Source organism: Achromobacter sp. NCFB-sbj8-Ac1-l, from assembly GCF_052695805.1.
Window position 1 is genome coordinate 5389019 of sequence record NZ_CP199812.1, and the last position, 16771, is coordinate 5405789.

The window sequence follows — 16771 nt, forward strand, 5'->3', positions numbered from 1 at the left end:
CGATCATGACCGTTCGACTCTCCCGCCGCGCCCTGGGCGTCGCCTTTTCCCTGACGGCTTTGGCCACCGCGCCAACCCAGGCACGTGAACTCTGCACCGTGGTGGCCGATGCTGCCACGGGCAAGATCGTGTTCCAGCAAGGCACGCCCGAGGCCTGCGGCGCGCGCTACACGCCCGCCTCGACCTTCAAGCTTGCCATCGCCCTGATGGGCGCGGACGCCGGCATCCTGCAAGGCCCGCACGCGCCCGTGCTGGACTACCAGCCTGACTACCCCGACTGGGGCGGCGACGCCTGGCGCCAGCCCACCGACCCGGCGCGCTGGATCACCTATTCCGTGGTCTGGTATTCGCAGCAGGTCGCCCAGCGCCTGGGAGCACAGCGCTTCCAGCAGTACACGTCCGCCTTCCACTACGGCAATGAAGACGTGTCGGGCGAACCCGGCAAGCACAACGGCCTGCAAGGCGCCTGGATCATCTCGTCGCTGCGCATCTCGCCGCTGGAGCAGTTGGGCTTTCTGCGCCAGGTCGTCAATCGGCAACTGCCCATCAAGCCCGCCGCCTACGAACTGGCCGACACCCTGTTCGAGGCCGGCAGCGCCGACGGCTGGCGCCTTTACGGCAAGACCGGCACCGGGTCGCCCGGCAACGCCGGCGTCTACACCCCCGCCAACGCCTACGGCTGGTTCGTCGGCTGGGCCCGCAAGGACGGCCGCCAGCTCGTGTTCGCCCGCCTGATCCAGGACGAGCAAGCCACGCGGCCCAACGCCGGCCTGCGGGCGCGCGACGAACTGATCCGCCAGTGGCCGGGGCTGAGCGCCCCGGCGGCGCAGAAGTAGGCCCCGCCCATGCTGACCGATGCGCGCGAGGGCGGCATCGACACGCTGCGCGGCGTGTCGATCCTGCTGGTGCTGCTGCACCACTTCAATATCGCCTATCCCCTGCAAGACACCCTGCTGGCCGGCCTGCTGGGCTGGCCGCTGCTGCACGCCATCGCACGCAACGGCAACTATGGGGTGACGATGTTCTTCGTCATTTCCGGTTTTCTGGTCACGCGCAACGCGCTGGACCGCTGGGGCAGCCTGGACGCCGTGCGGCTCGCGCCCTTCTACGGGCTGCGGCTGGCGCGCATCGTGCCGACGCTGCTGCTGACGTTGATCGTGGTGGACGCCCTGGCGCTGGCGGGCGTCGCGCTGTTTGACAACCGGCCGGCCGCCGCCGTGTCGCTGTGGACGACCAATCTCGCCGCGCTGACCGGCTGGATGAACGTGCTGGTGATCCGCGAGGGGTGGCTCAACTACGCCTTGGGCGTGATGTGGTCGCTGTCGGTGGAACTGGCCTTCTATCTGCTCTTCCCTCTGGCGTGCCTGCTGCTGCGCCGCGCGTGGATGCGCGGCACGCTCGTGGCGGCGCTCATCATCGCCGGCCCGCTCTATCGCCTGGCGCACCAGGACGGCAGCGAGGCCTATCTGTATGGCTACCTGGCCTGCTTCGACGCCATCGCCATTGGTGGCGTCGCCGCCGTCCTGGCCCGTCGGCATCCGCCCGCCTTCCTGCAACGAGGGCTTGTGCGCGCAGCGGTCGGCATCGCCATGCTGCTGCTCTACCTGGCCTGGCCGATCAGCGCCAGCAACGTGTTGGGCGCCAGCGCGATGGCGCTGGGCACGGCCGTGCTGCTGCGGCGGCCGGCGACCGACCGGCCGCGCCCCGCGTTTGCGCTGCGCCTGCTTGGGCGCTGCGGCCGCGATTGCTACGAGATCTACCTGTTGCATCTGGTCGTGCTGGGCCTGCTGCGCACGGCGTGGCCGCCCGCCCTGATGCACGGCGATGCCAGACTAGCCTTGCTGTGCGCCTACCTGCTGGGGTCCTGCGTGATCGGCGCCCTTGTCGCGCATTGCTATTCGACCCCGGCGAACCGGGCTTTGCGGCGGGTTTTCGGTGTGGCGCGCGCACCGGCCGTTACCTCAGGCACAAAAACGTAACGGCCATGACGAACGCCAAGGCGTCATATCCGCTATAAATAAGGGTCAAAAAATAACGGTGCCAGGCTTCGCCCCTCGCGATCCGACACCGTTATTTCCCTTCTTTTCCAGAATTGCCCCTTGCCATGCCCCGACTGCCGGACCTGTTGCGCCCCCTTGGCCGGATACTGCTTTTCACGCTGGCCGCCCTGATCAGCCCCCACGCGCTTGCTGCGCCGCCCACGCTGGCGCAATGCCACGGCATCAAGGACCTGGCCTTCGTCGCCCACCTGGACGACGACCTGCTGTTCATGAACCCCGACATCGCCTCGAACGTGGCGGCGGGCGGCTGCGTGCGGGTGGTCTACCTGACCGCCAGTGACGCGGGCGAAGGCGACACCTACATGCTGGGGCGCGAACGCGGCGTGCGCGCCGCCTACGCCTACATGGCCGGCAAGCCCGATCAATGGAAGGAAGACACCGGCATCGTCGCCGGCCGCCGCATCGCCCGCTTCACCCTGGAAGGCGACCCGCGCGTGCAGCTCTGGCACATGCGCTTGAAGGACCCCTGGCTCGGCAAGGGCTGGGGCAGCCTCACGCCGCTCAGCCGCACCGAATCCGAGCCCGGCCAAAGCGTCGACACCCTCGGCCCCTACCCGGAAACCTACACCCGCGAACAACTGGTCGACACGCTTGCCGAACTGATCCGCCAGTACGCGCCCACCACCGTGCGCCACCTGGACGACACCATCGCCGTCCCCTACACCCAGCTGTGCTGGCGCTGCGCCGGCCACGGCCACCCCGACCACATCGCCAGCGCGCGGCTGGTGCGCGCGGCCATGCTGCGCGTGCCCGGCAACTACGCCGAAACCGGCTACATCGACTACCCCAGCCAGGAACGCGCCACCAACCTGGCCGACGCCGAGATCGCCAGCAAGTCGGTGATCTTCCAGCACTACGCCTGGAACGACTATCACTATTGCGCCGGCCCCACCGGCTGCAAGGAACCCGCCGGCCCCGCGGCCGCCTGGGTCCAGCGCGCCTACTACGTGTCGCGCCAGGACATGCCGCCGCAGATCTATCCGGACGGGCGCGGCGGCCTGGTCGTGTTTGCGGCGGGCGAGACCAATGCCGCCGTCAACCGCTGGGACGCCGGCCAACACCGCTGGCAAAGCCTGGGCGGGCGCACCAGCGGGCCGCTGGTGTCATTCACCCACGCCGACGGCACCGCCGGCCTGATGGCGCGCGACCCGCTGGGCGGCGTGTGGGCCAACAAGCAGCGCCATGACGGCACCTGGCAGGGCTGGCAGGCGCTGGCCGGCATCCGCGTCACGCAGATTCCGGCCGTGGCGCCGCGCGGCGAAGCCGCCGCCGTGGCGTTGGGTTACGACGGCCGGCTGCACTGGATCGCGCCCACCGGCATCGACGGCAGCTGGAGCCCCTGGCAGGAACTGCCGCCGCTGGATGGCGCCACCGGCGCCCCCGCGGTCGTGCGCGGCGACGACGGCCGCTACATCGTCTTTGCGTCGGCCGGAGCCGGCCAACTGTTCTACACGCGCCAACTGCCCGCCGCCAAAGGCCAGCGCCCCGACTGGCAACACTGGCGCCGCGTGCCGGCCCCCGAAGCGGCCGGCGGCCTGGCCGCGATCCGCAACCACGAACATCGCGTCGAACTCTACTTCCGCCAGCGCGCCGGCAACCACCTGACGCGCCTGGAAGAAACCGGCGACACCACCGACCTCACCATGGACTGGAGCGCGCCCACCGACCTGGGCGTGCCCTACATCGGCCGCCCCGCCATCGATGCCGACGCGCAGGGCAATGTGGTGCTGGCCATCCTGGAACGCGCCAACGGCCCGCTCTGGCTGGTCGAACACGGCAAGCCCGCCAAACTGGACGCCGAAGCCGCCTCGCCGCCCGCGATGCACCTGATCGACGGCACGGTCTACATCGTCGCCCGCAGCACCGGCGGCCCGCAGCGCTACCAGGTGCTGTCACGGCGCGACGGCCAGTGGGCCACCGCCCTGACGCTGGACGGCGTGCCCGCCACCGGCGGCGGCCCCTTCGCCGCGGTCGCCGCGCGCCCGGCCGACCTGCCCAACCTGGGCGCCAACCCGCCCGGCAACACCGTGGTGGTGCGCCCGTCTCCCCACGAGCCGGGCACGCTGACGCAGGAACGCATGCCGACGCAGACCTCGCGCACGGTGACGCCGACCCGGGTGCAGTGACGCAAGGGGCGCATCGACATGGCGCCCCGCTTTCGAATCAGGGTGCGTTGCCTGCCAGCGGATTCGGCAGCTGGTATATCCGGCCCGACGCCCCCGACAGCGCCGTCGCGTACACCGTCTTCTGGTCGCGCGACAGCGCCAGGTTGGAATGGTGTTCGCCCGGCAGCGCCACACTGGCCATCAATCCACCCTGGTCGTCCAGCACCCACATGCCGCCGCCGTTATACAGCGCCACGAACAGGTGGCCGCCGGCGTCGCTGCGGATGCCGTCCGGCGTGTGGCGATAGGCCTGCCCGCCAGGCGCCAGCGCGTCCAGGTCCGCGAACCGCGCGCGCCCTTCCAGCGTGCCGTCCCGATGCACGTCAAAGCGCAGGATGCCGTCGGTGGTGCTTTCGCCCACGTACAGGATGCTGCCGTCGGGCGACAGGGCGATGCCGTTGGCGTTGCGGATGTTGTCGGCCACGGCCACCGGTGCGCCGCCCTGCGGCGCCAGGTAGAACACCTTGCCCAGCCACGAATCGTCGCCCGACGCGGTGAAGTACACGCCGCCGCGGGCGTCGGCGACCAGGTCGTTGGGCCGGTAGAAGGGTTCGCCTTTCGAGCCACGCTCGAACGTCCGCTGCTTCACGCCTTCCCGTGATACCTGCTGCACCGTGCCGCTGTCGTAGCAGGCGACCAGCAGCGCGTCAGGCGTGGCCACCAGGCCGTTGGCGCCGCAGCCCGGCAAGCGGGCCACGACGGCCTGACCAGAAGGCGTCAACCGGTTGACGGTCGAGGCCTGGTAATCGACGAAGTACAGCGTGTCCTGCACCAGCACGGTGCCTTCCGGAAAGCCGATGCCGTCCGCCACCGGCGTCGCGCTGGCCGCGGCATCGACGTCCAGCGGCGTCTTGTTGGCCGAGGCGTCGCTCGTCACGAGCGCCGAGTTGGCGGGCGCCTCGTCCGCCCACGCGGAAACAGGCGATGCCAGGAAAAATGCGATGACTGCCGCGGATAGCCGCATATTCAGGTCCTTTACAGGCGATCGACCCTGGCCGCACGCACCGCGATGCGACGCATCGCTTTCCCTTTGCCGCAAGCCACCTGATCGCCTGGCATCCGACCGCCAGGCCATCCATGAAGTTCCGTCTTCGCAGCGGTTGCCGCGCGGCGCCGGCCCCGTACAAACCCGACGGTTGCCCGGGCCAGCGGGCCCGCCAAGTGCCTGTATTATTGGGGGCCACTTTATTTGGGGGCCACTGGCTACCCCGTCACGTGGCACCCGCCCCTACCCGTCGCCTCATGCGGCTGCACCTATCTGACCCCGGATATCCGCCATGGCTGATCCGCTTCGTCTGCAGGCTTTGATACAGGATTGCGCGCGCGGCCAGGAATCCGCGCTGGCCGAACTCTATCGCCAAACGTCCCCGCATCTGTTTGCGCTTGCCGTACGTATATTGCGACGAAGCGACTGGGCGGAGGAAGTCCTCCAGGACAGCTTCATCAATATCTGGCGCAATGCCTCCCGCTATGCTTCGGAACAGAGCCAAGTCATGACCTGGATGACCCGCATCGTGCGCAACCGCTGTATCGACCTGCTGCGCAGGCCGGACCTGGAGCGCCCGGACGCCGACGGCGAACTGACGCTGGCGTGGGCGGACGACGCCCCCGGCCCGTTCGAACGGCTGCAAACCGACCAGGACGCCCGCCGGCTGGCCGACTGCCTGAAGCAACTCGAAGGGCAGCAACGCGCCGCCATCGCGCTGTCCTTCTTCGATGACCTGAGCCACAGCGAGATCGCCCAGCGCATGCAGACGCCGCTGGGCACGATCAAGAGCTGGGTGCGCCGCGGCATGGAACGGCTCAAGAGGTGCCTGTCATGAACTACCGCGATCCGCAATTGCGCGCCCGCCTGGCGGCCGACTATGTGGCCGGCGCCATGCGTGGCGGCGCCCGCCGCCGTTTCGAAGGGTTGATGGCCGCCGATGCCAACCTGCGCCGCCAGGTGCGCGAGTGGGAAAACGACATCTATCCCCTGCTCTGGTCGCTGCCGGCCAGGACGCCGCCCGCCCGCGTCTGGCGCGCCATCCAGTCCCGCCTGCGCCCGGGTGCAGGTCCGTGGTGGCAAGGCCTGGCATTCTGGCGCGTGGCCAGCGGCGCACTGGCCGCCCTGCTGGTGGCCGGCGTGCTCTTCTACCCCATGCAGGTCGACCGCGCCGCGCGGGCGCAGCTCATGGCCGTACTGCAAAGCCCCGAAGCGCAAGCCATGCTGGTGGTGCGCGCCGACGAAGCCGGCGGCCTGCACATCCATGCGTTGCAGAACCTGGCCACCCGCGCGGGCGGCAAGGCCCTGGAACTCTGGGCCATTCCGCCCGGCCAGGCGCCACAGTCGGTCGGCCTGGTGTCGCCCGAAGGCCTGACCGCGCTGCGACGCGCGCAGGGCCTGGCGGGCGTGCAGCAACTGGCCATCACGCTGGAACCGCCCGGCGGCTCGCCCAGTGGCAAACCCACCGGCCCCGTCATCATGAGCGGCGACGTGCTGAAGATCTGAGCTGCATCCAGTGCGGGCTTCGGCCCGTATAGAGGGGTGTCCCCATTGCGGAGCACCCCATGTCTTCCTGGATCGGTCCCGGCCCGCGTGGCCTCTTTGACATCCTGCTGGTCGCCGGCCTGGCGCTGGCCTTGCTGGCCGCCTGCTCGCCCCTGACTCTGCTGAACGGCGCGGTGCCGGACGACGCCAGCCAGGCCACCCGCGGGCTGGCCTACGGCGCGCTGCCGCGCCAGCGCCTGGATATCTACGCGCCCCCGGACGCCGCCCGCGCGCCGGTGGTGGTGTTCTTCTACGGCGGCAGCTGGCGCAGCGGCGAGCGGGCCGACTACCGCTTTGCGGGCGACGCGCTGGCTTCCCGCGGCATCGTCGCCGTGATCGCCGACTACCGCCTGTACCCCGAAGCCCGCTACCCCGCGTTTCTGCAGGACGCCGCGCAAGTGGTGGCCTGGACGCAGCAGCACATCGGCGCCTATGGCGGCGACCCCGGGCGGGTCTTCGTAGCCGGCCACAGCGCAGGCGGCTACATCGCCGCCATGCTGGCGCTGGATGCACGCTGGCTGCGCGGGGCCGGCACGGCGCCCGCCACCCTGGCGGGCTGGATCGGACTGGCCGGCCCGTATGATTTCCTGCCCATCGTCGCGCGCGACGTGCGGCCGGTGTTCCTGTTTCCCGATACGCCGACCGACTCGCAACCGATCCATCACGTCAGCGCGGACGCGCCGCCGGGCCTGCTGCTGGCCGGGGCCGCCGACAGCACGGTCGACCCGCAGCGCAACAGCGCCAACCTGGCGCTCGCCCTGCGCGCGGCCGGCGCCTGCGCCCATCTCATCGAATACCCCGACCTGGGCCACAAGCTGCTGGTCGGCGCCTTGTCGCGCCCGCTGCGCTGGCGCGCACCGGTGCTGGATGACGTCAGCGCGTTCGTCGCCTCGCCCTGCACCGCCCAAGGAGAATGACGATGCGTCCCTGGCTGCTACTGCTGCTGATCGGGGCGCCCATCGCCGCCCCGGCCCAGAACGAACACTACGTGGGCATCGCCTACGCTCCGCATGGCGGCGCCGAACGCTATCGCGAAGAACACTGGGTGGTGCGCGACGACACGCAACAAGAGCGGCTGGTGCTGTACCGCTGCCCGGACGGCGCCGCCTTTGCGCGCAAATGGGTGCGTGGCGCCCGCGATGACCCCGCACCGGATTTTGCGCTGTTCGACCAGCGCGACGGCTATCGCGAAGGCGCCAGCCTGCGCAACGGCGAACGCTACGTCTACGTGCAAGCCCGCGCCGGGGCGACCATGCAGAGCCAGAAGCTGCCGGCCACGGCGAACCCGGTGATCGACGCCGGCTTTGACGCCTGGCTGCGCGCGCATTGGGACGCCCCCGCCGTGCCCTTGCAGTTCCTGCTGCCCAGCCGGCTGGCCTGGGTGCCGTTGGACGTGCAGGCGCGGGACCTGCCCGACACCCGCGAACGCACCTTCCGCCTGCGGCTGGACGCCTGGTACGGCTTTGCCGCGCCGCCGCTGCGCGTCACCTATGACCGCGACAGCCGCCGGCTGCGCCGCTTCGAAGGCGTGAGCAACCTGCGCGACGGCAACGGCGGCACGCAGACCGTGCGCATCGAATTCCCGCCCGATGCCATCCAGCCTGCGCCCACCCGGCAGGATCTGGACGCCGCGTCGGCCACCCCGCTGACCGGCCGATGCGACCCGGTCGGACCGACCTAGGGTTTGCACCAATGCATCTGGTTGCACGCCCCGCCCGTATATCCCGGCAAGGCTTGAACAGGACACGATGATGCGCCCCGAATTCACTGGCTGGACCGCCTCGATACGCCGCTGGGTAGACACCCAGGCCCAGGGCGTGCCCGCGGGCAATCCCGACCGCATTGACTGGACCCGGGCCCTGCCCTTTGCGCTGCTGCACCTGGGTTGCCTGGGCGCGCTGTGGACCGGCGTGTCGCCGGTGGCCCTGGCGCTGGCCGCGGCGCTGTATGCCGTGCGCATGTTTGCCCTGACCGGCTTCTACCACCGCTATTTCTCGCACCGCACCTTCCGCACGTCGCGCGGCATGCAGTTGGTGTTTGCCATCCTGGGCGCCTCTTGCGCCCAGCGCGGGCCGCTGTGGTGGGCGGCCCACCATCGCCACCACCACCGCCACGCCGATGACGAACAGGACCTGCATTCGCCCGCCCGGCACGGCTTCTGGTGGAGCCACATGGGCTGGTTCCTGACGCCGCGCGCCTTCGCCACCGACCTGGCGCGCGTGCCGGACCTGCGCCGCTTTCCCGAACTGCGCTGGCTGGACCGTTTCGACGCCGCCGTCCCCGTCGCCCTGGCACTGCTGTGCTACGGCCTGGGCGCCCTGCTCGAACGCACGGCGCCGGGCCTGGGCACCAACGGGCCGCAGATGCTGGTGTGGGGCTTCGTCATCTCGACGGTGGTGCTGTTCCACGCCACGGTCACCATCAATTCGCTGGCACACCGCTACGGCAAGCGCCGCTACGACACCGCGGACGACAGCCGCAACAACGCCTGGCTGGCGCTGCTGACCTTCGGCGAAGGCTGGCACAACAACCACCATTTCTATCCCGGCTCGGCCCGCCAGGGGTTCCGCGCCCGTGAAATCGACATCACCTGGTATGGCCTGCGCCTCCTGGCGGCCACCGGCCTGATCTGGGACCTGAAAGCCGTGCCGGCCTGGGTGCTGGCGCGCGCCAAGGAGTGAAGATGCGCATCGCCATCATCGGTTCGGGCATCGCGGGGCTGGTCTGCGCCTGGAAGCTGGGCCGCGACCACGACGTGACCCTGTACGAGGCCAACGACTACCTGGGCGGCCACACGCATACCCACGCGGTCGAGCAGGACGGTCAGTCCTTTGCCGTGGACAGCGGCTTCATCGTGCACAACCCGGTGAACTATCCGCACTTCACGGCCCTGCTCGACGAGCTGGGCGTGGCCTCGCAGCCCACCACCATGAGCTTCTCGGTGCACAAAGAAGGCAACGGGCTGGAATACAACGCCACCACGCTCGACACGCTGTTCTGCCAGCGCCGCAATCTGCTGTCGCCGCGCTTTCTGGGCATGGTGCGCGACCTGATGCGCTTTTACCGCGAAGCGCCTGCGCTGCTGGCGAGCAATGACCCCGGGCCCACGCTGGGCGACTACCTGGAACAGCAGCGCTACGGCAACGCCTTCCGCACCGACCACCTGATCCCGATGGCCTCGGCGCTGTGGTCCGCGCCCGCGGCCCGCATCCTGGAATTTCCGGCGCGCTACCTGGTGCAGTTCATGGCCAACCACCAGATGCTGCAGGTCAACCGACGGCCCGAATGGCGTGTCGTGCAGGGCGGATCAAGCACCTATATCCGCGCGCTGCGCGAGCGCTGGAACGTGCGGGTGCGCTTGAACTGCCCGGTGCACGCGGTGACGCGCCAGGCCGGCGGTGTGACGGTGACTTCCCGCGATGGCCAGCCGCACTACGACAACGTGATCTTCGCCTGCCACAGCGACCAGGCCTTGCGGCTGCTGGCAGACCCGACACCGGCCGAACAAGCGGTGCTGGGCGCGATTCCCTACCAGTACAACGACGTCGTCCTGCACACGGACGCACGCCTGCTGCCGCGCCGCCGCAAGGCCTGGGCCGCCTGGAACGCCTACGTGCCGGCGGACCCCTCGGCGCCCTGCTCGGTCAGCTATTGCATGAACCTGCTGCAAGGGCTGTCGTCGCGCCTGCCGTTCATCGTGACGCTCAATCGCAGCGAAGCCATCGACCCGGCGCACGTGCTGGCCCGCATGCGCTACCACCATCCCGTCTACACGCTGGCGTCGGTGGCCGCGCAGGCCCGACGCGACGAGATCTCCGGCCTGCATCGCTGCTGGTACGCCGGCGCCTACTGGGGCTGGGGCTTCCATGAAGACGGCGTGGCCAGCGCGCTGGACGTCGTACGCGGTATCCAGTCGCGCGCCGCGCCCTTGTCATGGGTGGCGGCATGAATCGCCACAGCGCCGTCTATGAAGGCCGCGTGACGCACCAGCGCCACGTGCCGCATGCGCACGGCTTCAGTTACCGCATGGCGCAGCTCTACCTGGACCTGGACGAAATCGACCAGGTCTTCGAGAACCGCTGGCTGTGGTCGGCCCAACGGCCCAACCTGGCCGAATGGCGGCGCAGCGACTACCTGGACGGCGATGCCGGCCTGCCCCTCGCCCAGGCCGTGCGCACCCGCTTGCGCACCGCCCTGGGCGAGGCGCCCACCGGCCCGATCCGGCTGCTGGCGCATCCGCGCTATGCCGGCTACGTGTTCAACCCGGTCAGCTTCTACTACTGCTTCGAAGCCGATGGCGTGACGCTGGCCGCCATCGTGGCCGAAATCACCAATACGCCCTGGAAGCAGCGCCACTGCATCGTGCTGCCGACGGCCACCGCCGAGCGCCACGGCCCATCGCTGGCCTGGCGGTTCGACAAGCGCTTCCATGTGTCGCCCTTCATGCCGATGGACTGCGCCTACGACTGGCGCTTCAGCCCGCCCGGCGACGACCTGCGGGTGCACATGCGCGTCAGCCGCCACGACCAGGTGCAGTTCGACGCCCACCTGGCCTTGCAGCGCCGCGATCTGGACGGCGCGGCGCTGGCACGGCTGCTGTGGCGCTTCCCGCTGATGACGCTGCAAGTGATCGGCGGCATCCATTGGCAGGCGCTGCGCCTGTGGCTCAAGCGCAACCCCATCCACGACCATCCCCGCACGCCCAACGGAGAACCGCAATGAAAGCCATGACGCCATCCGAACACGCCGCCGTGGCGGCCAGCCGCCCCGTCGGCGCACTGGACCGCCTGCTGCGCAAACGCCTGTTCGCCAGCCTCGCCCAACTGACCGGCGGCCGGCTGGCCATCGAAGACAGCCTGGGCGGCGCCACGCTGGGCCAGGGCTCGGCGGTGGTGCGCCTGACCATCCGCGACATGGCCTTCTACCGGCTGGTGGCCACGCAAGGCAGCGTGGGCGCCGGCGAAGCCTTTGGCGACGGCATGTGGACGTGCGATGACCTGGTCAGCCTGGTGCGCCTGCTGGTGCGCAACCGCGACACGCTGGACGCCATGGAATCGGGCCTGGCGCGGCTGGCCGGCTGGGCGCTCAAGCGCTGGCACGCCGCCAACCGCAATACCCCCGAAGGCAGCCGCCGCAACATCGCCGCCCACTACGACCTGGGCAACGACTTCTTCTCGCTGTTCCTGTCGCCCGACCTGATGTATTCCTCGGCGCTGTGGGTGGACCCTGACGACACGCTGGAAGAGGCCTCGCGCCGCAAGCTGGAGGTCATCTGCCGCAAGCTCGACCTGCAGGCCGACGACCGCGTGGTGGAAATCGGCAGCGGCTGGGGCGGCTTTGCCATCCATGCCGCGCGCCACTACGGCTGCCACGTCACCACGGCCACCATCTCGCGCGAGCAGCACGACCTGGCAACCGAACGCGTGCGCGCCGCCGGCCTGCAAGACCGCGTCAGCGTGGTACTGCAAGACTATCGCGACCTGCAGGGCCAGTACGACAAGGTGGTCTCCATCGAAATGATCGAAGCCATCGGCGCGCAGTATCTGGAGACCTACTTCGGCAAGGTCGCCAGCCTGCTCACCCCGCGCGGCCGCGCGCTGATCCAGGCCATCACCATCGAAGACCACCGCTACCAGCAGGCGCTGGGGTCGGTGGACTTCATCAAGCGCCACATCTTTCCCGGCAGCTTCATTCCGTCCATCGACGCCATGCTGCGCGCCAAGACCCGTGCCTGCGACCTGGCGCTGGTGCACCTGGAAGACTTCGGCCATTCCTACGCCCTGACCTTGCAGGCCTGGCGCGAGCGCTTCCTGGCCCATCTGCCCGAGGTACGGGCGCAGGGCTTCGATGCACGCTTTTGCCGCCTGTGGGAGTTCTACCTGGCCTACTGCGAAGGTGGCTTTCGCGAGCGTTCCATCGGCGTCTCGCACCTGCTGCTGACGCATCCCGGCGCCCGCAGCGCCGGTGAGCGCTGGGTGCAGGGAGACGCGTGATGCGCTTCTGGGCCAACCTGCTCGGCTACCAGGCGGTCTGGTTCAGTGCCGTCATCGGCGCCGGCCGCGGCCTGGCCTGGCCGGGCGTTGTGGCGGCGCTGCTGTTCGTGGCGGCGCAGTGGGTCTGGTCGCGCACCTGGCAGGCCGACGTGAAGCTGGCGCTGGCCGCGCTGCTGTGCGGCTGCCTGCTGGACGGCGGCCTGTCGGCGCTGGGCTGGTCGGTCTATGCCGCCAGCGCCTGGCCCGCGCCGCTGTGGATCCTGGCGCTGTGGGCCGCCTTTGCCCTGACGCTGAACCATTCCCTGGCCTACCTGCGCCCGCGCCCCTGGCTGGCCTGCGCGTTCGGCGCCATTGGCGGTCCGCTGGCCTACTGGGGCGCGGCGCGCGGCTGGCAGGCCGTGCAGTTCGAGGCGCCCGCCTGGCGCGCCGTGGCAACGCTGGCGGTGGGCTGGGGCCTGATCCTGCCCGCCCTGACCACCCGCGCATGGCGCTGGACTCGGGAGGCATCATGACACCCTGGCATCAATGGCTGGTGATTGCCGCCGGCATGATCGTCGCCATGGCGTTGGCCTGGCGCTGGCAGCGCCGTCACGCCAACGCCGGCATCGTCGACGTGGTCTGGGCGCTGGGCATGGGCGCCAGCGCGGTGCTCATCGCCGCCACCGGCACGGGCGCCGCCTTGCCCCGCGCGTGCCTGGCCGTGATGGCGGGCACCTGGTCGCTGCGCCTGGCTGCGCATCTGTGGCGTCGCGTGCGCCAGGAAGAAGACGGACGCTATCGCGCCCTGCGCGAACGCTGGCAGGGCCACCAGGGCAAGTTCTTCGGCCTGTTCATGTTCCAGGCCGGGCTGGTGATGCTGTTCTGCCTGCCCTTCCTGGCGGTCGGCGTCAGCCCCGCGCAGGGCGGCGCGGTTGCGCTGGGCGTGGCGATCTGGCTGGCCGCGCTGACCGGCGAAGTCATCGCCGACCGGCAACTGGACCGCTTTCGCGACGACCCCGCCCACCGCGGCCGGACCTGCCGCGCCGGCCTGTGGCGCTATTCGCGCCACCCCAACTATTTCTTCGAATGGTGCCATTGGTTCGGCTACGTGGCGCTGGCCTGGGGCTCGTCCCTGCCCTGGCTGGCGTGGCTGGGCCCGGCGCTGATGTTCGTGTTCCTGCGCTGGATCAGCGGCATTCCCTTCACCGAGCAGCAGGCCCTGCGCACGCGCGGCGACGACTACCGCGATTACCAGCGCCGCACCTCGGCCTTCTTCCCGTGGTTTCCCAAATCCTGACGAGGCTCGCCATGAATACCGCCACCCTGCAAGACGCCCCGCTCGCCGCCGACCGCCCCGCTCCCGGCCTGCTGGGCCTGGCCGAACGCGGCCTGGTGCCCGACGCGCTGCTGCGCCTGGGCATCCGCCGCCTGTGCGCCCAGCGCCTGGCCGCCGAATACGCCGGCGGCATCGACGCCTGGACCGCGCGCGACCAGCAACTGATCGCACGCCTGCGCACCAGCCCCGTCGCCATCCACACCGACGCCGCCAACGCCCAGCACTACGAACTGCCCACCGCCTTCTTCCAGCTGTGCCTGGGCGCCCGCATGAAATATTCCGGCTGCTACTACCCCACCGGCGCCGAAACGCTGGACCAGGCCGAAGTCGCCATGCTGCGCCTGTACAGCGAACGCGCCGAACTCGCCGATGGCCAGGACATCCTGGAACTGGGCTGCGGCTGGGGCTCGCTGACGCTGTGGATGGCCGAACACTACCCCAACGCCCGCATCACCGCCGTGTCGAACTCGGCCACCCAACGCCAGCACATCGAAGCGCGCTGCCGCGAACGAGGCTGGCAGCATGTGCGCGTCATCACCTGCGACGTCAACGTGCTGGCACTGCCTGCCGGCGCCTACGACCGCTGCGTCTCGGTGGAAATGTTCGAGCACATGCGCAACTACCAGGACCTGATGGCCCGCATCGGACAATGGCTGCGACCCGGCGGCAAACTGTTCGTGCACATCTTCGCCCACCGCGAACGCGCCTACCCATTCGAGACCGAAGGCGCCGACAACTGGATGGGCCGGCATTTCTTCACGGGCGGCATCATGCCCGCGGCCGACACGCTGCTGCACTTCCAGCGCGACCTGCAGCTGGAAGAAAGATGGTTCGTGGACGGCACCCACTACGAACGCACGGCCAACCACTGGCTGGCCAACCAGGATGCCCACGGCGCAGCAGCTCGCGCCGTGCTGAGCCAGGCCTACGGCCCGCGTCTGACCGACCTGTGGCACCAACGCTGGCGCATGTTCTGGATGGCCTGCGCCGAGCTGTTCGGCTACGAGGCAGGCCAGCAATGGGGCGTGGGCCACTACCGGTTCACCCGCCCTTGAGGAGACGACCATGTTGCGCGCCCTGTCCGCCGCCCTCGCAGCCATCCTGACCGGCTGCGCCGCGCCCCCGCCCATGCCGCCGGTCAGCCGCGTGGACCTGGACCGCTTCATGGGTGATTGGTACGTCATCGCCCATATCCCCAGCTGGCCCGAACGCCATGCCTACGACGCCGTGGAAAGCTACCGCCGCTTGTCCGACGGCCGCATCCAGACCGACTTCCGCTACCGCAAAGGCAGCTTCGAGGCCGATGTCAGCACCATGCATCCCGTGGCCACCGTCAGGCCGGACACCGGCAACGCGGTGTGGGGCATGCAGTTCATCTGGCCGATCCAGGCGGAATACGTCATTGCCTACCTGGACGACGCCTACCAGACCACCATCATCGGCCGCTCCAAGCGCGACTATGTGTGGATCATGGCACGCGTGCCGTGCCTGAGCGACGAGACCTACGCGGCGCTGGCCGCCAAGGTCACCGAACTGGGCTACACGGAAAGCTTGCGCAAGGTGCCGCAGCGCTGCGGCTGATCCACGGCCGCGGCGCTGCCTCCGGCGGGATCACCGGAAGGCGGCGCGTTCTCGGTATGCAGGGACGCACCCCTCTACTTGCGCGACAGCGGCACGCCCCACACCGGATCCTGCATGCCCTGCTTGCCCAGCGGCGTGATCTGCATGGGGATCATCCGGGACAGCATCTCGCGCTGCGGGTCACTGATGTTGGTGCGCTGGGAAAAGAGCTTTTGCGCGAAGTCCATCGGCGCCGGCCAGGTATAGACGGTCAGGTTTTCCAGCGGGCACTCGATCATCTTGGGATCGACCGCGCGGCAGCCCGACTGCGTGTACTGGTAGCTGGGCGTCTTCATGTGCATGCGCTGGCTCAGCACCAGTTGGCCGCCCTTGAGCGTGAAGCTGGCCAGGGCCTGCTTGGGCGGGATGCGCGCTTGTACCTTGATGGCGGGAATGTCCCGGTACGCCGTGTCTTCGTAGTACCCCGCCCGCACGCCCGGCGTGGTTTCGGTGTATTGCTCTTCGCCCCAGGCCACGCACGCGCCCGAGCCGCGGTGCACGGCCGTGCAGACCGTGCGCGTCTTGAGCTGGGACCCCGTGGACCCTTCGTGCCAGTTGGTTTCTTTGTAGAACTCGCGGTACAGCTCGGGCGACAGGTAAGCCGTGCCGTTGGCGCCACGGCCCGAACCGACCGCGCCGCGCGGGGCGCCCACCTGGTCCAGCAAGGCATTGAGCTTGTAGTCGTCGCCGCCGGTCAGCAGGTATTTTCCGGGCGGCAGGATGTGCACCTCGAACGCTTTGAACAGATACGTTTCCGCCTTGTCCCGTTTCAGCGAGTTGTTCTGGAACTTGCGGCCGAACGTGATTCGCGGGTCCTTCTCGAACATCCAGACCGTGTTGCCCGTCCACTGCGTCATGGTCATGGCGTCTTTCAGCGTGGCGTGCGGCATCAGGTCGGCCACCAGCACCACGGCCATGTCGTCCTTGAGCGCCTCGTTGATCAGGTCCAGCAGCTGTCCGTAGCGCGGATCGTCCATGGTGCCTTCGCCGTTGGAATTCGGCAGGTTCACGCAGCCGGACAGGGCAAGCGTAAGCGCCAGGGCGGACAGGGCAAGGCGCGGGCGCGATGGCATCATGGTTCGGTCCTT

17 protein-coding genes are annotated in these 16771 nt (G+C 69.4%); 15 read left to right on the plus strand and 2 right to left on the minus strand.

Features of this window, described 5'->3' with window-relative positions; translation table 11 throughout:
• Positions 1 to 5 precede the first annotated feature (5 nt).
• From blaOXA to ACUDP5_RS24775, 3 genes are all read left to right on the plus strand, one after another.
• A complete protein-coding gene (blaOXA, locus tag ACUDP5_RS24765) occupies positions 6 to 836 on the plus strand; it encodes a class D beta-lactamase (RefSeq protein WP_445657449.1) in 831 nt (276 codons plus the stop codon).
• A 9-nt stretch (positions 837 to 845) separates the two neighbouring features.
• Positions 846 to 1979: an acyltransferase family protein gene (locus ACUDP5_RS24770; protein ID WP_445657450.1), complete on the plus strand. Its 1134-nt coding sequence runs from the start codon at positions 846 to 848 to the stop codon at positions 1977 to 1979.
• Between the two features lie 125 nt (positions 1980 to 2104).
• On the plus strand, positions 2105 to 4186 hold the full coding sequence (locus ACUDP5_RS24775) for a PIG-L family deacetylase (protein WP_445657451.1): 2082 nt from the start codon (positions 2105 to 2107) through the stop codon (positions 4184 to 4186).
• Between the two features lie 37 nt (positions 4187 to 4223).
• Here the strand turns inward: ACUDP5_RS24775 and ACUDP5_RS24780 are convergent, their stop codons facing one another.
• Complete coding sequence (locus ACUDP5_RS24780) at positions 4224 to 5189, minus strand: SMP-30/gluconolactonase/LRE family protein (protein ID WP_445657452.1); 966 nt, start codon at positions 5187 to 5189, stop codon at positions 4224 to 4226.
• Positions 5190 to 5502: 313 nt separating this feature from the next.
• Here ACUDP5_RS24780 and ACUDP5_RS24785 point away from each other — a divergent pair, with 313 nt between their 5' ends.
• The 12 genes from ACUDP5_RS24785 (at position 5503) to ACUDP5_RS24840 (ending at position 15644) form a co-directional block, all read left to right on the plus strand.
• The gene (locus ACUDP5_RS24785; protein ID WP_445657453.1) at positions 5503 to 6048 is read left to right on the plus strand and encodes an RNA polymerase sigma factor; all 546 of its coding nucleotides are present in this window, start codon (positions 5503 to 5505) and stop codon (positions 6046 to 6048) included.
• Entirely contained in the window at positions 6045 to 6716 is a 672-nt protein-coding gene (locus ACUDP5_RS24790) for an anti-sigma factor (protein ID WP_445657454.1), read from the plus strand. Before ACUDP5_RS24785 ends, ACUDP5_RS24790 begins: the two co-directional genes overlap by 4 nt.
• 59 nt (positions 6717 to 6775) lie before the next feature.
• On the plus strand, positions 6776 to 7672 hold the full coding sequence (locus tag ACUDP5_RS24795; RefSeq protein WP_445657455.1) for an alpha/beta hydrolase: 897 nt from the start codon (positions 6776 to 6778) through the stop codon (positions 7670 to 7672).
• 2 nt (positions 7673 to 7674) lie between these two features.
• Entirely contained in the window at positions 7675 to 8436 is a 762-nt protein-coding gene (locus ACUDP5_RS24800; RefSeq protein WP_445657456.1) for a hypothetical protein, read from the plus strand.
• Positions 8437 to 8503: 67 nt separating this feature from the next.
• On the plus strand, positions 8504 to 9436 hold the full coding sequence (locus tag ACUDP5_RS24805; RefSeq protein WP_445657457.1) for an acyl-CoA desaturase: 933 nt from the start codon (positions 8504 to 8506) through the stop codon (positions 9434 to 9436).
• Positions 9437 to 9438: 2 nt separating this feature from the next.
• Positions 9439 to 10704: an NAD(P)/FAD-dependent oxidoreductase gene (locus tag ACUDP5_RS24810; protein WP_445657458.1), complete on the plus strand. Its 1266-nt coding sequence runs from the start codon at positions 9439 to 9441 to the stop codon at positions 10702 to 10704.
• The gene (locus ACUDP5_RS24815; protein WP_445657459.1) at positions 10701 to 11477 is read left to right on the plus strand and encodes a DUF1365 domain-containing protein; all 777 of its coding nucleotides are present in this window, start codon (positions 10701 to 10703) and stop codon (positions 11475 to 11477) included. The genes ACUDP5_RS24810 and ACUDP5_RS24815 overlap by 4 nt, the downstream gene beginning before the upstream one ends.
• Entirely contained in the window at positions 11474 to 12748 is a 1275-nt protein-coding gene (locus ACUDP5_RS24820) for a cyclopropane-fatty-acyl-phospholipid synthase family protein (RefSeq protein ID WP_263909926.1), read from the plus strand. Before ACUDP5_RS24815 ends, ACUDP5_RS24820 begins: the two co-directional genes overlap by 4 nt.
• The gene (locus ACUDP5_RS24825; RefSeq protein ID WP_263910247.1) at positions 12748 to 13260 is read left to right on the plus strand and encodes a DUF2878 domain-containing protein; all 513 of its coding nucleotides are present in this window, start codon (positions 12748 to 12750) and stop codon (positions 13258 to 13260) included. The genes ACUDP5_RS24820 and ACUDP5_RS24825 overlap by 1 nt, the downstream gene beginning before the upstream one ends.
• Positions 13257 to 14024: a DUF1295 domain-containing protein gene (locus tag ACUDP5_RS24830; protein ID WP_445657460.1), complete on the plus strand. Its 768-nt coding sequence runs from the start codon at positions 13257 to 13259 to the stop codon at positions 14022 to 14024. The genes ACUDP5_RS24825 and ACUDP5_RS24830 overlap by 4 nt, the downstream gene beginning before the upstream one ends.
• A gap of 11 nt (positions 14025 to 14035) precedes the next feature.
• A complete protein-coding gene (locus ACUDP5_RS24835) occupies positions 14036 to 15118 on the plus strand; it encodes an SAM-dependent methyltransferase (RefSeq protein WP_445657461.1) in 1083 nt (360 codons plus the stop codon).
• A 10-nt stretch (positions 15119 to 15128) separates the two neighbouring features.
• Positions 15129 to 15644 carry a lipocalin family protein gene (locus ACUDP5_RS24840; protein ID WP_263909920.1) on the plus strand — a complete coding sequence of 172 codons (516 nt, stop codon included), beginning with the start codon at positions 15129 to 15131 and terminating at the stop codon, positions 15642 to 15644.
• Positions 15645 to 15718: 74 nt separating this feature from the next.
• On the opposite strand, the gene ACUDP5_RS24845 is transcribed toward ACUDP5_RS24840, so the two are convergent.
• Positions 15719 to 16759 carry a hypothetical protein gene (locus ACUDP5_RS24845; RefSeq protein ID WP_263909918.1) on the minus strand — a complete coding sequence of 347 codons (1041 nt, stop codon included), beginning with the start codon at positions 16757 to 16759 and terminating at the stop codon, positions 15719 to 15721.
• Positions 16760 to 16771: the final 12 nt, after the last annotated feature.